The organism is Flavobacterium sp., assembly GCF_035760125.1.
Lineage (GTDB): Bacteria > Bacteroidota > Bacteroidia > Flavobacteriales > Flavobacteriaceae > Flavobacterium.
On the sequence record NZ_DASTTN010000419.1, the window covers coordinates 1 to 15060 of the forward strand.

16 protein-coding genes are annotated in these 15060 nt (G+C 32.6%); 2 read left to right on the forward strand and 14 right to left on the reverse strand.

Features of this window, described 5'->3' with window-relative positions; translation table 11 throughout:
- From VFS71_RS14725 to VFS71_RS14735, 3 genes are all read right to left on the reverse strand, one after another.
- Positions 1–263: maltotransferase domain-containing protein (locus VFS71_RS14725; RefSeq protein WP_326402161.1), on the reverse strand; the 263-nt coding region annotated here is incomplete at its 3' end.
- Positions 264–553: 290 nt separating this feature from the next.
- Positions 554–1834, reverse strand: a complete 1281-nt coding sequence (locus tag VFS71_RS14730) for a glucose-1-phosphate adenylyltransferase (protein ID WP_326402162.1) — start codon at positions 1832–1834, stop codon at positions 554–556.
- Positions 1824–3254, reverse strand: coding sequence for a glycogen synthase (locus tag VFS71_RS14735; protein WP_326402163.1), 1431 nt, complete (start codon positions 3252–3254; stop codon positions 1824–1826). The genes VFS71_RS14730 and VFS71_RS14735 overlap by 11 nt, the downstream gene beginning before the upstream one ends.
- 187 nt (positions 3255–3441) lie before the next feature.
- Between VFS71_RS14735 and VFS71_RS14740 the strand changes: the two genes are divergently transcribed.
- Both VFS71_RS14740 and msrB read left to right on the forward strand, forming a co-directional pair.
- On the forward strand, positions 3442–4305 hold the full coding sequence (locus VFS71_RS14740; protein WP_326402165.1) for an alpha/beta hydrolase: 864 nt from the start codon (positions 3442–3444) through the stop codon (positions 4303–4305).
- 5 nt (positions 4306–4310) lie between these two features.
- Entirely contained in the window at positions 4311–4703 is a 393-nt protein-coding gene (gene msrB / locus VFS71_RS14745) for a peptide-methionine (R)-S-oxide reductase MsrB (RefSeq protein WP_326402166.1), read from the forward strand.
- An 80-nt stretch (positions 4704–4783) separates the two neighbouring features.
- Here msrB and VFS71_RS14750 read toward each other — a convergent pair whose 3' ends face one another.
- From VFS71_RS14750 to VFS71_RS14800, 11 genes are all read right to left on the reverse strand, one after another.
- Positions 4784–5200, reverse strand: a complete 417-nt coding sequence (locus VFS71_RS14750; RefSeq protein ID WP_326402168.1) for a hypothetical protein — start codon at positions 5198–5200, stop codon at positions 4784–4786.
- Positions 5201–5273: 73 nt separating this feature from the next.
- Positions 5274–6146, reverse strand: a complete 873-nt coding sequence (gene sucD, locus VFS71_RS14755) for a succinate--CoA ligase subunit alpha (RefSeq protein WP_077376539.1) — start codon at positions 6144–6146, stop codon at positions 5274–5276.
- Positions 6147–6232: 86 nt separating this feature from the next.
- Positions 6233–6595 carry a nuclear transport factor 2 family protein gene (locus VFS71_RS14760; protein ID WP_326402170.1) on the reverse strand — a complete coding sequence of 121 codons (363 nt, stop codon included), beginning with the start codon at positions 6593–6595 and terminating at the stop codon, positions 6233–6235.
- A 1-nt stretch (position 6596) separates the two neighbouring features.
- On the reverse strand, positions 6597–7526 hold the full coding sequence (locus VFS71_RS14765) for a UDP-3-O-(3-hydroxymyristoyl)glucosamine N-acyltransferase (protein ID WP_326402172.1): 930 nt from the start codon (positions 7524–7526) through the stop codon (positions 6597–6599).
- 69 nt (positions 7527–7595) lie between these two features.
- Positions 7596–8162 carry an elongation factor P gene (gene efp / locus VFS71_RS14770; protein WP_326402174.1) on the reverse strand — a complete coding sequence of 189 codons (567 nt, stop codon included), beginning with the start codon at positions 8160–8162 and terminating at the stop codon, positions 7596–7598.
- A 106-nt stretch (positions 8163–8268) separates the two neighbouring features.
- A complete protein-coding gene (gene lpxA / locus VFS71_RS14775) occupies positions 8269–9054 on the reverse strand; it encodes an acyl-ACP--UDP-N-acetylglucosamine O-acyltransferase (RefSeq protein WP_111410775.1) in 786 nt (261 codons plus the stop codon).
- A gap of 64 nt (positions 9055–9118) precedes the next feature.
- Positions 9119–10507, reverse strand: coding sequence for a bifunctional UDP-3-O-[3-hydroxymyristoyl] N-acetylglucosamine deacetylase/3-hydroxyacyl-ACP dehydratase (locus tag VFS71_RS14780; RefSeq protein WP_326402176.1), 1389 nt, complete (start codon positions 10505–10507; stop codon positions 9119–9121).
- The gene (lpxD, locus tag VFS71_RS14785; RefSeq protein ID WP_326402178.1) at positions 10500–11543 is read right to left on the reverse strand and encodes a UDP-3-O-(3-hydroxymyristoyl)glucosamine N-acyltransferase; all 1044 of its coding nucleotides are present in this window, start codon (positions 11541–11543) and stop codon (positions 10500–10502) included. The genes VFS71_RS14780 and lpxD overlap by 8 nt, the downstream gene beginning before the upstream one ends.
- 130 nt (positions 11544–11673) lie before the next feature.
- Entirely contained in the window at positions 11674–12903 is a 1230-nt protein-coding gene (locus VFS71_RS14790; RefSeq protein WP_326402179.1) for an HD domain-containing protein, read from the reverse strand.
- A 234-nt stretch (positions 12904–13137) separates the two neighbouring features.
- Complete coding sequence (locus VFS71_RS14795; RefSeq protein ID WP_326402180.1) at positions 13138–14442, reverse strand: TolC family protein; 1305 nt, start codon at positions 14440–14442, stop codon at positions 13138–13140.
- The coding region (locus tag VFS71_RS14800) for an ABC transporter permease (RefSeq protein ID WP_326402181.1) at positions 14435–15060 on the reverse strand (626 nt) is incomplete at its 5' end. The genes VFS71_RS14795 and VFS71_RS14800, both read right to left, overlap by 8 nt.

The following is a 15060-nucleotide window of genomic DNA, read 5'->3' on the forward strand; positions in this document are numbered from 1 at the left end:
ACAAAATAAGTGTACTTTCCTTGCTTTTCAACATGGAATTCAGCAAACCATTCATCATTGTGTGTTGGTGTCATTCGAACTTCCTGCCAATTGTTTTCAGATTCATGTTTGAACTTTACACAACATTGAATAACATCATGACCATCTGAAAAAACATCAGCGGTGATTACTATTTTTTGACCTACAATTCTTTTTATTGCAAAGCTGCCACCATTGAGTTGTGGTAAAACATTTTCTATAATTATACGAGTTTGGTTTTGCATGAGATTAGTTAAATTGAACATGTAATTTAGTAAATATTGAATATTTATAGAAGCTAATTTCAAAAAATACAAATATTCTATTAATTAGATTCATTAGACTTTGTTTATTGTGAATAATAAATCAAATTTCCCTAATTAGTAGTTTTTCTTTTGGATTAATGTTGAATGAGAAATTGGATTACGTAGTAATTACTAATTACACCAAATAGAAAGTGCAATAAATTGTACTGACTATTTGGTGAATTGAGTTTTTCTGATGAATATTTTAAGAAGAATTTTCTATGAGTAAATTATTTTACTGTAAAATTATTTGGAATTATTGCTCCTTTTCTGATCACGACAATTCCTTCTTTTACACAATACAAATCGTTTGAGGTATCGGCCAAATGTTTGCCACCTTTTACATATACATCGTTTCCAATCCTACAGTTTTTATCTACGATGGCATTATCAATAAAACACCTTTCTCCTATCCCGATTAAAGGTATTTCATTATTGATATCGTCGTTAATATCATCAATATTTTGATAGAAATCATTACCCATAACATAACAGTGTTGAATCACGGTTCCTTCTCCAATTCGAGAACGGTTACCAATAACAGATTTGGTAATTGATTTAGCATGAATAATGCACCCCTCAGATATTAATGATCTTTCAACCATTGTTTTATGGAACTTAGAAGGTGATAATAAACGAGGTCTGGTATAGATTTTATTATTGTTGTCAAACAGATTGAATTGAGGAATATCATCCGTTAAACCTATATTGGCTTCAAAAAAGGAGTCGATGTTACCTATATCTGTCCAATAACCTTCATATTGATAACTCAATAATTTTTTATTTCCAACGGCTTGTGGTATGATTTCTTTTCCGAAATCCTTTGTTTCGGGATTGGCCATCAAATCGATTAACAATTTTCTGTTGAAAATATAGATGCCCATTGAAGCTAAATAGTGTTTTCCTTGGCTCTTCATTTCATCACTTACTTCCGATTTCCAATCGGGTAATAATTCTTTGGCAGGCTTTTCTATAAAGCAATCAATACAACTTTCTGCATTTGTTTTCAATATCCCAAATTCTGGAGCGTCTTTGTCATTTACAGGTAAAGTAGCAATAGTAATATCGGCTTGAGCGTCGATATGGGCCTCAAGCATTGCGTTAAAATCCATTTGGTACAGCTGATCCCCCGAAAGAATTAAAGCATAATCAAATTCATGGTTTAGAAAATGCGGCATACATTGTCTTACGGCATCAGCAGTTCCTTGAAACCAAGTTGGGTTGTCTGGTGTTTGCTCGGCGGCCAAAATATCCACAAAAGACTGACTAAAAATGCTAAAATTATAAGTATTCTTAATATGGGCATTCAACGAAGCGGAATTGAATTGTGTCAAGACAAACATTTTATAAATATCGGAATTCATACAATTTGAAATTGGAATATCTACCAATCGATATTTTCCTCCTATCGGAACTGCGGGCTTTGACCTTCTGGCAGTTAATGGATACAATCTTGAACCTTGGCCTCCTCCTAAAATAATAGCGATAACTTTTTTTCTTTTAGCTTTCATGTGTCTTTGCAATAATTAAATTATATAATTCAATATATTCTTGGCTTACGGTTTTCCAAGAATGGTTTGTATTCATTCCTTTTATTCTCATTTGGGTGATGCTTTCTTTGTTTTTATACAAATCGACAGCTCGTTGTATAGAATCTAAAACATCTTCTACTGAAGCTTGGTCGTGGCAAATTCCATTTCCGCTATCTTCAAAATCAATGATTGTATCTTTTAAACCTCCTGTTCTTCTTACTATCGGTATTGTACCATATCGCAATGCATACATTTGATTCAATCCACAAGGTTCTACACGTGATGGAATTAAAATAAAATCGGAACTTGCATACGTTTTGTGCGCCAATTCTTCATTATAACCAATGTAGACATTGTAATTTTCATGATAAACAGAGAGCAATTGTGTAAGTTGGTTTTCTATTTCGACATCTCCATACCCTAAAATTAAAATATTGATTTCTTCTTTAAAAGTTGTCAAAGCTGATGATATAACCTTCGGAAGTAAATCAGCTCCTTTTTCATTATATAATCTACCAATGAAACTAAAGAGTGGCTTTGTTGGATTCATATTGAAAAGCGTACACATTTGCTCTTTATTTTTTTGCTTCCCTTCATTAATTGTATCTGCCGAATAATTTATTTCCAGCATTGGATCTTTCTCTGGATCCCATACATCAATATCGATTCCATTTAGAATCCCTTTTGACTTGTGTCGAACCCTTTGAAATAATGTTTCAAGACCATTGTCCGAATGATTCATTTCATTGAGATAACTTGTTGAAACAGTGGTAACTTCATCAGCACATTTTATCGCCGCAGCTAAAGAATTGATACAATTTCCCCACTCTAATTCTTTTATGTTAATCAAATCAAATTCAGGCAAATAATATAATTTATTAAATGCAAATATACCTTGATACAATCCATTGTGGATTGTAATGAGTGCTGGTATCTTTTTTAGTTTATCATATTTTGGGCAATACTTTTTCATAAAAGGTATTAAGCCCGTATGATGATCGTGACAATGAATAATATCCGGAATAGAACTCCTTCCTGAAATCCAGTCTAATGCAGCAATTTGAAATGATAAAAAACGTTCGATATCATCTTTGTAATTATATATATATGGTCGGTCAAAAAGTTCTGGGATATCTATTAAATAGAGCTCAAATCCTAATTTATTTGACGTTTCTTTCAATACGCTAAACGGAAAATTAAAGTTTCCTAATTTTAATTTTCCCCAATGAACACAATCAAAATCATTTTCTAATCGAAATGCTGTTTGATAACATGGAATGACAACATGAACCTTATTTTCTTCATTGCTTTGGTATTTTGGCAATGCCCCAATTACATCGGCTAAACCACCCACTTTTGCTACCGGGTAACATTCTGCTCCAATGTGAAATATTTCCATGAATGACCTTTTATTTTTGTTTAATGATGATGTTTCCGAACATCTCAATTCCTTACAAAATTTAAAAAATTAATACTTTTATACTATGAAATAAAATTATATTAACATTAAATTTATACTAATTTTATGTTTTTTAAATTTAGTTAAAAAAAATTAATTTTTAAAGACATTTCACAATTTTATCAATATGACAAAAAACGCCACAAATCATACTAAGCCTTTGAAAATTCCTAAAATTATAATCCTATCAAGTAAGTTTATTGCTTTTTTGTCTACTAAATGGGTTACGATTTATGCATCTAAATTGTTTACAACCCCAATAAAACATAAAATTCCAAAACGAGAAATTGAAATGGATAAAAAGAGTGTTCAACAAATGATTATTGTCCCTCCCATAAATAGAAAAATAAATGTCTATGAGTATGGGAAAAGCGGTAAAAAAGTTTTATTGGTTCACGGATGGTCAGGCAGAGGTACTCAATTATGTAAAATTGCCGATGAAATGATCAGATTGGGATATTCCACTGTTAGTTTTGATGCGCCAGCACATGGAAAATCTCCTGGAAATTCTACCATCATGGTTGATTTTATTGCTTCAGTTATTGAAATAGACAAACAATTTGGACCTTTTGAAATTGCTATTGGACATTCTTTGGGTGGAATGACAGTTATGAATGCCATAAAAGAAGGATTTCAAGTAAAGAAAGCTGTAATTATTGGTAGTGGAGATATTGTACAGGATATCACAGAGGATTTTGTTGCCAAATTGGGATTGAAACCCGAAATAAGCAAACTATTATGTGAGCGTTTTGAAAATAAATATGGTGGAATCATGGATGATTACAGTGCATACAAAGCTGCCGAAACGACTTTAATTCCGACTTTGGTAATTCACGATGAAAATGATCCTGAAGTGCCCGTAAAGGCAGGAATTCATATACATCAGCATCTCAAAAACGGAGAATTAATGTTGACCAAGAGGTTAGGCCACAGAAAGATACTTGCTGATCATCAAGTAATCGAAAAAATAACTAATTTTATTGAAAAATAAGCATCATGAATTATCCTTTTGTGAAATCAGAAAAAGAATGGGAAGAAGAATTAGGAACTGAGCGTTATAAAATTCTTCGCCAAAAAGGTACAGAATATCCACATACAGGCAAGTATAATTTGCATTTTGAAAATGGAGTTTATTGTTGTGGAGGCTGTGGGACTCCCTTATTTGAAAGTAATTCTAAGTTTGACGCGCATTGTGGCTGGCCATCATTTGATGAATCAATTCCTGGAAAAGTAGAATATATTGTAGATAATACACACGGTATGAAGCGTACTGAAATTGTTTGCTCCAATTGTGGAGGGCATCTAGGTCATGTTTTTGAAGATGGGCCAACAAAAACTGGTCAACGATATTGCGTTAATTCCTTATCTGTAGATTTTAAAGAAAAATAAACTCTTTATTTTTTCAAAATAAAAATAAACAAAAAATGCTTTACAAGATGTAAAGCATTTTTTGTTTGACTATGAATGTATTAAAAAGCGACATTCCATCTTGGCAATTTACCATTTTCATCTAGAAAGTTTTGTAAAACTTGACCTTCAACGCTAGTTGGAATTGATTTTGCATCGCTATTAAAAGTTTCAAACCAAAAAACTTCCAAGGTATCAATACTTTCTTTTTTCATTTGAGCAGGCCAAGAATATTTTCTTCCCGTTTTAGCAAATTGATGACCATTTACAATCTTATCATGTAAACCACCATTTTTGCTTTTCAAAGTCCCATCATTTTGAACTGTTCCTGTAGAACCAACCATTATTAATTCTTTGGCAGCATAAACAACAAAAACTCCACTTCCTGTTTCTGAAGCGTTACAAACTGCTTCTAAATTATCTTCCTGTGTAAACGTAAAATTCCCTTTTACTGTAAACTTTTCTAATTCTTTGTACATATTTTTTATAATTAAAAAAATGCCTCACAAAATCGTGAGGCATTTTGGTATTTTGTTTTTAAAATACTGAATATTAACCCAATACTTCTTTTACTTTCTTTCCTATTTCAGCTGGAGAGTCAACAACGTGAATTCCGTTCTCTCTCATAATTTGTTTTTTAGCTTCAGCTGTATCGTCAGAACCACCAACAATTGCACCTGCATGTCCCATTGTACGTCCGGCTGGAGCAGTAACTCCTGCGATGAAACCTACAACTGGTTTACGATTACCGTCAGCTTTAATCCATTTAGCAGCATCAGCTTCTAATTGACCACCGATTTCACCAATCATTACAATACATTCTGTTTCTGGATCGTTCATCAATAATTCTACAGCTTCTTTAGTAGTTGTTCCAATAATTGGATCTCCACCAATACCGATAGCGGTAGTAATTCCCAATCCTTGTTTTACAACTTGGTCAGCAGCTTCATATGTTAAAGTTCCTGATTTAGATACAATACCTACAGTTCCTTTTTTGAAAACGAAACCTGGCATAATTCCAACTTTAGCCTCTCCTGGCGTAATAACACCTGGACAGTTTGGACCTATTAATCTAGCATTTCTTTCTTTTACATAGCTATTTGCTTTAATCATATCTGCAACTGGAATTCCTTCAGTAATAGCAATGATTACTTTTATTCCAGCATCTGCAGCTTCCATAATTGCATCTGCAGCAAAAGCAGGTGGTACAAAAATAATAGTTGTATCGGCTCCGGCTTGTTCAACAGCATCTTTTACTGTGTTAAAAACTGGAAGGTCCAAATGTGTAGTTCCTCCTTTTCCAGGAGTAACACCACCAACAACATTCGTACCGTATTCAATCATTTGAGAAGCGTGGAAAGTTCCTTCGCTACCTGTAAATCCCTGAACAATTATTTTTGAATCTTTATTAACTAAAACACTCATGATATATTTTTTATGTAGTTTTTAAAATTGTGACGCAAAAGTAAGTCTTTTGTAATTATTTTATACTTTTTTTAAAATAAAAATAATTACATCACTTGACTAATTTGATATCCTCTGTATAATTTATTATCTTTTAATTCCCATATAATCATAATATGGGCCAAAAACATTTCTTCTCTTGGATTTTCTATTGTTTTTACATAATGTGAAAAACGTACAGAAACCATATTTCCTTCTTCCACAATATGACTAATTCTTGCTTTGGTACGAACATAAGCCCTACTAATGTCATTAGTCAAATTGATTAATTCTTTATAATCCATTTGAATAAATCCTGTGCTACTATTCCAATCCAAAATACAGTCGGGATGCAAATACTCTTTCATTATCGTAGGATTAATGAAGGCATCTGATTTATAAAAACTTTTTACAATTTCTTTAGCAGACATATTATTTTAATTTTTTTAAAATTTCGGGTATCTTTTTAATATTTGCTAATTGCTTCAATTTTTCTCTTGATTCTTCAATTGGAGTACCAAAATAACTTTTCCCTCCATCCACTGATTTTGTAACACCTGTCTGTCCAAGTATTACTGCATTTGCTCCTATAGTGATGCCACTTGTTGTTCCCACCTGTCCCCAAATGGTAACTTCATCTTCTATAATCACACAACCTGCAATACCTGTTTGCGAAGCGATTAGACATTTTTTACCAATTACGGTATCATGTCCAACGTGTACCTGATTATCAATTTTGGTACCTTCTCCAATAGTGGTATCACCAGTAACTCCTTTGTCAATTGTACAAAGTGCTCCAATACCAACATTATCTTTAATTACAACTCGACCTCCCGAAATTAGTTGATCAAAACCATCTGGTCTTTTTTTATAATAAAAGGCATCGGCTCCAAGAATAGTACCTGAATGGATAATAACATTATTCCCAATTATTGTATGGTCATAAATGGAAACATTAGCGTGTATCAAACAATTTTCTCCGATAACAACATTATTTCCGATGAAAGAATTTGGTTGAATCATAGTTCCTTTTCCGATTTTTGCGGAAGCCGAAATAGAAACATTCGCCTGTACAAAAGGCATGAAGTGTTTTGTTAGTACATTAAAATCTCTAAAAGGATCATCTGAAATCAACAAAGCTTTTCCTTCAGGGCACTCTACTTTTTTGTTAATTAAAACAATTGTAGCTGCTGATTGTAAAGCTTTATCGTAATATTTTGGATGATCTACAAAAACGATATCCCCAGATTCTACAACGTGAATTTCATTCATGCCATAAACTGGAAACAAAGCATCGCCTACAAATTCGCATTGAAGCAAATTTGCAATATCTTGTAGAGAATAAACTTTTGGAAATTTCATAAATATTGTATTCAGAAATCAGTGTTTAGTGTTCAGTTTATAATTAAATCAAACACTAAACAGAGACAACTATTCTTTAACTCGTTCCATGTAAGAACCAGAAGTAGTATCGATTTTTATTTTGTCTCCTTCATTAATGAACAAAGGAACATTTACAGTTGCACCTGTTTCAACAGTAGCAGATTTTGTTGCATTCGTAGCTGTATTTCCTTTAACACCTGGTTCAGCATAAGTAACTTGAAGGACAACAGATGCAGGCATATCAACAGAAAGTGGCAAATCAGTTTCTGTATTGATACTTACCATTACACTTTCTCCTTCTTTCAATAAATCCGGTGAATCCAAAATGTTTTTATTCAAAGAGATTTGCTCGTAAGTTTCAACATTCATAAAATGGAATAAATCACCTTCAGGGTATAAAAACTGAAATTTGTGGTTTTCAACTCTTACTTCTTCAATTTTATGACCAGCAGAGAAAGTATTGTCCAATACTTTTCCGTTAGTTAAACTTCTTAATTTTGTTCTTACAAATGCAGGACCTTTCCCTGGTTTCACATGAAGAAATTCAATGATTTTGTAAATATCATTGTTGTATTTGATGCACAATCCATTTTTAATATCTGATGTAGTCGCCATTATTGTTGTATTATTTATTTATTTATTGATTTTGAATTTTAATAAACATAAGCTGTTTACTATATTCAATTTTATAATTATTTTTTATTCTTTTCTGTCTGCTAAATTAATAGTTTCCAGAATAACCTTTCATTACTCCTCTTGATGAGTTTCTGATAAAATCAATTACTTCATCACGCTCAGGCGTAGCTTCCATTTCACCTTCTATTATGTCCAGAGCTTGAGTTACATTATAATTTTTTTGATATAAAATTCTGTAAATTTCTTGGATTTCTCTGATTTTTTCGGATGTAAACCCACGTCTTCTTAATCCTACGGAATTGATTCCAACATAAGACAAAGGTTCTTTTGCTGCTTTAGTGTATGGCGGAACATCTTTTCTTAGTAAAGAACCTCCAGATACCATGGCATGGTCACCAACACTGATAAACTGATGTACAGCTGATAGTCCACCAATAACGGCATAATTCCCAATTGTTACATGTCCTCCTAAAAGAACACCATTAACAATAATAGCATTATTACCAACGTGACAATCGTGAGCGATATGGGCAGTTGCCATAATTAAGCAGTTATTACCAATTACAGTTTGACCTGAAGCAATAGTTCCCCTATTGATGGTAACACATTCTCTAATAGTACAATTATCTCCAATAATTGCCAAAGAATCTTCTCCTCCAAATTTTAAATCTTGAGGTACAGCAGCAATTACAGCACCTGGAAAAATATTACAATTTTTACCAATTCTTGCTCCCTCCATTATTGTTACATTAGAACCTATCCAAGTTCCATCACCAATAACTACATTATTATGAATGGTTGTAAAAGGTTCAATTACAACATTTTTGGCGATTTTTGCACCTGGATGAACGTATGCTAACGGTTGATTCATCTACTATTTTTTAAATTAATTAATATAACTAACGCTTTCTTCATTAAAAGCAATTAATCAAAATTTATTGTTTTCTTGCAATTTGCGCCATTAATTCGGCTTGTGCAACCAAACGCCCATTTGCATAAGCATTGGCTTGCATGTGACAGATACCTCTTCTTATTGGCGTAATCAAATCACATTTGAAAATTAGTGTATCTCCCGGCAAAACTTTTTGCTTAAATTTTACGTTGTCAATTTTCATGAAAAATGTCAAATAATTTTCAGGATCTGGACCAGTACTTAAAACTAATATTCCTCCTGTTTGTGCCATTGCTTCAACAATCAAAACTCCAGGCATTACAGGTGCATTAGGAAAATGTCCAACGAAGAAACTTTCGTTCATTGTTACATTTTTCATTCCCACAACATGACTATCCGACATTTCAATGATTCTGTCAATCAATAAAAATGGAGGCCTATGAGGCAACATAGCCATAATTTTATGGATATCCATTAATGGCTCTTGGTTTAAATCATAGGTAGGAACATAATTTCTTTGTTCACTTTTAATGATTTTGGCCATTTTTTTTGCAAATTGGGTATTTACATAATGCCCAGGTTTGTTGGCGATTATTTTTCCTTGAATTTTAGTTCCAATCAAAGCTAAGTCTCCAATCACATCTAGCAATTTATGTCTTGCAGCTTCATTTGGATAATGCAAAGTCAGATTGTCTAAAATTCCATTTGGTTTTACCGTAATTTCATCTTTACCAAAAGCTTTCTTCAAACTCTCCATTGTAGATTCAGAAATATCTTTGTCTACGTACACGATAGCATTGTTTAAATCTCCTCCTTTAATCAAGCCATTTTCCAATAGCGCTTCCAATTCATGTAAGAAGCTAAAAGTTCTGGCATTGGAAATTTCTGTTTTAAAATCTCCGATAGTTTTTAAAGTGGCATTTTGTGTGCCTAATATTTTTGTTCCAAAATCAACCATTGTAGTAACACTATAATGATCACTTGGCATAACCATGATTTCACTTCCAGAAGCTTCATCAGTAAAAGAAATAACTTCTTTTACAACATATACATTTCGGTTTAATTCCTGTTCGATAATTCCCGCTTCTTCAATGGCTTCCATAAAAAACTTAGAAGAACCATCCATAATTGGTAGTTCAGAGGCATCTAACTCAATAATTACGTTATCCAAGTCACAACCCATTAAAGCTGCCAAAACATGTTCTGGAGTTTGAATTTTGACACCTAATTTTTCCAAATTAGTACCACGTTGTGTATTGACTACATAATTAGCATCAGCCTCAATAACAGGGTGACCTTCAAGATCGACACGAACAAATGTAAAGCCATTATTTACTGGAGCAGGTTTGAAAGTCATTGTAACTTCTTTTCCAGTATGTAATCCAACTCCCGTTAGCGAAATTTCTGTTTTGATGGTCTTCTGTTTAACCATTGTTTCCATTTTTTTGGTTTAATATTTGTTTTTTTAACTCTTCTATTTCTTTTACCAATTTTGGTAGATTCTTAAAATGTACATATGATTTACTGTAGTCAGAATATCCAAAAGTTGGACTTCCTTGAAGTATTTCATTATCTTTTATATTTCTTCCGACTCCAGATTGAGCTTGAATACGAACATTATTACCAACTGTCAGATGTCCCACAATACCTACTTGTCCTCCTATCATACAATTCTCCCCTACTTTGGTAGAACCTGCAATTCCAGATTGGGCTGCAATAACTGTGTTACGCCCAATTTCAACGTTGTGTGCAATTTGAATTTGATTATCCAATTTTACACCAGCTCTGATAACTGTAGAGCCTAATGTAGCTCTGTCAATCGTAGAATTGGCACCAATATCTACATTATCCTCTATAATTACATTCCCAATTTGTGGTATTTTGTTGTACGTACCATCTTCATTTGGTGCATAACCAAAACCATCAGCACCAATAATTGTACCAGAATGAATCGTGCAATTATTACCAATTATTGTTTCAGAATAAATTTTAGCACCAGCAAAAATAACCACATTATTTCCAATAGTTACATTGTCACCTATAAAACTTCCTGGATATATTTTTACATTATCACCTAATACAACATTATCGCCTATATAACTAAAGCTTCCTAAATATAGATTTGCACCATATTTTGCACTTTCAGAAATAAAAGAAGGAGTTTCAATACCGCTTTTATTTAATTTCACTTGATTGTAAAACTCCAATAGTTTAGAAAAAGATTTATAAGCATCGGCTACTTTGATAAGAGTAGTAGTTATTGGGAATTCGGGAACAAAAGTATCGTTAACAATTGTTATTGAGGCTTTTGTGGTGTATATGTAGTTGATGTATTTTGGATTAGATAAAAAAGTAAGCGACCCTTCAGCCCCTTCTTCAATTTTAGATAAACGAGAAACTTCAATGTTGGGATCTCCAACAATTTCTCCTTCCAATATTCCTGCTATTTGTTCAGCTGTAAATTTCATCTTATTGAATTGTATTTTTAAAAAGTATAAGATGGAACATGCTAGTGTTAGTTCTCACAATATTTAATAAAAATAGATTGGCTTGTTTTGTTGCGACAAAAATATAAAAAATAGGTTTTAAATGTTAATTTTAAAGCAGTTGTTTTGGAAAACATATATAATACTTAGTCACTAACTTTGATAACGATTTCAAATTCAGCTGGTCAGAGGCTTCTACAACATCTTCAATTGTTTTGTCTTTATTTAGAATTCGTATGGGTTCTGCTACTTTACTGTACGCTTGACTCTTTATTTTACCTTTGAAAATAAAATAATTAGATTCGGCCAGAGAAATTTTATTTTGAATTGAAAATCGTTCCTTTTGTACATGTAATTCTTCTAACGAAACTTTATCATTCGTTAACTTAATTTTAAAAAGATCTCGATTGATAATCATTTTGCTCAATGAAGAGAGTATAAAGTCATTATGGTTTTCCCAGGCTTTAAGAGCACTGATGATGTCAAAATCATCCAACTTAGTGAATAACTTTACAGTTTTTGGATCAAAAGTCTCCATTGTCACTTTGTTTTGCATAAAAAATAGTAATGGTTCACTACAAGGCAAAACAACACCTCTTTCAGTCAATTCTTTGGCACGTTTTAAGACTTTGGTCAAAGTTAATTCGGCTGCCAAACTTGTTTTATGTAAATATACCTGCCAATACATCAATCGTCTGGACATGAGGAATTTTTCAACAGAATAGATGCCTTTTTCTTCAATGACCAATACATCATCTACGACATTCATCATCTGTATCAATCGTTCCGAATTCACATTCCCTTCTGAAACTCCCGAATAAAAACTATCTCGTTTTAAATAATCCATTCGATCCATATCAAGCTGACTCGATATAAGCTGTAACATAAATTTACGATGGTATTCACCTTTAAAGACTTTAATTGCAAGGCTCAATTGTCCCTGAAATTCAATATTGAGTTGATTCATTAATAATAATGATATTTCCTCGTGATGCACGTCCTCTACGATGCTACTTTCCATAGCATGTGAAAAAGGGCCATGACCAACATCATGTAATAAAATGGCAATGTATAGAGCATTTTCTTCTTCGGGACTAATGATTACTTCTTTGAAGCGTAAAACTTCAACAGCTTTTTGCATCAAATGCATACTGCCTAGCGCATGGTGAAAACGAGTATGATTGGCACCTGGATACACCAAATAAGACAAACCCATTTGGGAAATGCGTCTCAAGCGTTGAAAATAAGGGTGTTGAACTAAATCGTAGATTAAAGCATTAGGGATGGTAATAAACCCATAAATGGGATCATTGAATATTTTTAATTTATTTATTTGAGCCACAATCCGTTCTTTTTTAGGAGAACAAATATACTTAAAATAGTATTTGTTTTAAAAGGGAAATTATATTGCAGACCCAAAGAGTATTAAACGAGAAACCAGATTTGTAAATAAGAATGCTATGACCGTAAATAATATTACAATAACCGTAAATGAGGATACTTGTTGATAGGTGTACCTATTCTTTTGGCTTTACTGCTCATTATCCCTTCCTTATCGAGTTTATGTTCCCCACTTTTACAAACTATCATTTTTCAATAAATTTATCTTTAAGTCAATATATTGTAGTTGAAGGTTATTTTTCAAAACTTCATATTCTGCCGAAAGAAATTGGTTTTTCACCGATGAATATACAATGGCTTCAACTTTTCCGCTTGTAAATTTGGCTTGTGTAGTGGCTAGAGAGGCTTTGGCATATTGTAACTTTTCCATCCATTTATTCTGAATCTGCAAGTAATTCTTTTTGTTTTGTTCTTCCAATGCTACTTGTTTGTCCAACTGTTGCTTTTCCTGTTCTATAACCAGTTTCGATTTTTCGCTTTCGATTTTCGATGCATCAATTTTTTTGTTGTTTCTAAATCCATTAAAAATTGGAACATTCAATTGCATACCTATTTGTTGGTTTTTATTGTCAGCTAATTGATTTTTGAAACTATCCGTGTTTGCGTTTGTCTGACTTAACGTTTTATAATAAAAAGTGGAATATCCATAATAGGCTGACAATACTGGCAAGTTATTAGCTCTTTCCAAACCTATCGATTTTAGACTGCTTTGATAATTCAGTTCAGCAAACTTAATTTTAGGATTGTATAAAGCACTTTCAATAGTATCAGTTGTTTTTTCTTTTAAATAAGGTTCCAAAACCACTGCATCAGTTGCAACATCCATAACATTCATCAATTGGAACAACTGTGTTTTTTTAATTCCGTACAACTGCTCAGTTTCTAAATTTCGGTTTTCTTCTTCCGAAAAGCTCAATTGCATATCATACAAATCGCTTTGAGGTTTACTTCCAATATTGACTTCTTTGGTTACTCTGTCCAAGTTAAAGGAAGCTTGCTTGAGTTGCTCTTTTTGGATTTTCAATAATTCCTGTGTATAAAGAGCCTGATAGTAACTTTCCAAAATCTGCAGTTTATATTCATTTTCTATAACTTCTTTTTCGGCTTTGGCTAATTCAATATTGATTTTATCCTTTTTAGCATTTGCAAAAGCATTAAAATCAATCAAATTTGTTTTGGCGTTGAGATAGAAATTATCATTTTGAATATTAGAACTCACCCTACCGTTAGTCGAAGGATCAATAGTAGACCCAAAATTATAACCTTGTTCTCCATATAAATTGACAACGGGTAACATTCGATTTAAAACGGAATTTTGCGACTTCTGTGTCCTTACTATTTCGAGCTGTCTAATTTTGATTTCGATATTATTCTGCAAAGCCATTTCCATACACTTTGTAAGTGACCAGGGATTTCCCTGGCCGCTTGCCAAAGCACAAAATATTAAAAAGACTGCTGTTAAAAAGTTTTTATTATTCATATTTTAAATATTTCAAAACATCAGTTTTAGTGGCCTGATAGGCTCTTGACAGCACAATTACAAGCGTTAAGGCTAATAGTGTTAAGAATCCAAATACAAATGGAAATACGCTTATATCTATTCTAAAAGCGAAATTTTCGAGCCATTTGTTCAATAAATAATACACTGGAAACAATGCAAGCAGAAAACCAATTATGCAATACAAAATGTACTGTTTTGATAACTCTTTCAATAGAAGATTCGTTTCCGCGCCAAGAGTTTTTCTAATAGCGATTTCTTTCATACGTCTTTGTATGGAATAAGAAGCCAAGGCAAACAGCCCAAAAAGAGCAATACCAATCACAACTACATTCAGCAATGAGAAAAGGTTCTTTTGTTTTACGTAGTTTTCATAGGTTCTGGCATACTGTTTATCCACAAAATCATATTTAAATGGATATTCGGTATCGACCGTTGTCCATAATTTTTCAATATCGGCTATAGTCTTTTCTACATCATCCGATTTTAGTTTTACATAAACCCTATTTATGTTTTGAGCTAGATCAACAGTTTTTAGATGATAAAAGCACATTGGCGGAACTGCCACTTCGGGACTCAATAAATTAAAATCTTTGATTA

Coding starts and splice junctions, on each gene's coding strand:
- VFS71_RS14730 (WP_326402162.1), bottom strand. CDS start 1,834: ATGAAAGCTAAAAGAAAAAAAGTTATCGCTATTATTTTAGGAGGAGGC.
- VFS71_RS14735 (WP_326402163.1), bottom strand. CDS start 3,254: ATGGAAATATTTCACATTGGAGCAGAATGTTACCCGGTAGCAAAAGTG.
- VFS71_RS14740 (WP_326402165.1), top strand. CDS start 3,442: ATGACAAAAAACGCCACAAATCATACTAAGCCTTTGAAAATTCCTAAA.
- msrB (WP_326402166.1), top strand. CDS start 4,311: ATGAATTATCCTTTTGTGAAATCAGAAAAAGAATGGGAAGAAGAATTA.
- VFS71_RS14750 (WP_326402168.1), bottom strand. CDS start 5,200: ATGTACAAAGAATTAGAAAAGTTTACAGTAAAAGGGAATTTTACGTTT.
- sucD (WP_077376539.1), bottom strand. CDS start 6,146: ATGAGTGTTTTAGTTAATAAAGATTCAAAAATAATTGTTCAGGGATTT.
- VFS71_RS14760 (WP_326402170.1), bottom strand. CDS start 6,595: ATGTCTGCTAAAGAAATTGTAAAAAGTTTTTATAAATCAGATGCCTTC.
- VFS71_RS14765 (WP_326402172.1), bottom strand. CDS start 7,526: ATGAAATTTCCAAAAGTTTATTCTCTACAAGATATTGCAAATTTGCTT.
- efp (WP_326402174.1), bottom strand. CDS start 8,162: ATGGCGACTACATCAGATATTAAAAATGGATTGTGCATCAAATACAAC.
- lpxA (WP_111410775.1), bottom strand. CDS start 9,054: ATGAATCAACCGTTAGCATACGTTCATCCAGGTGCAAAAATCGCCAAA.
- VFS71_RS14780 (WP_326402176.1), bottom strand. CDS start 10,507: ATGGTTAAACAGAAGACCATCAAAACAGAAATTTCGCTAACGGGAGTT.
- lpxD (WP_326402178.1), bottom strand. CDS start 11,543: ATGAAATTTACAGCTGAACAAATAGCAGGAATATTGGAAGGAGAAATT.
- VFS71_RS14795 (WP_326402180.1), bottom strand. CDS start 14,442: ATGAATAATAAAAACTTTTTAACAGCAGTCTTTTTAATATTTTGTGCT.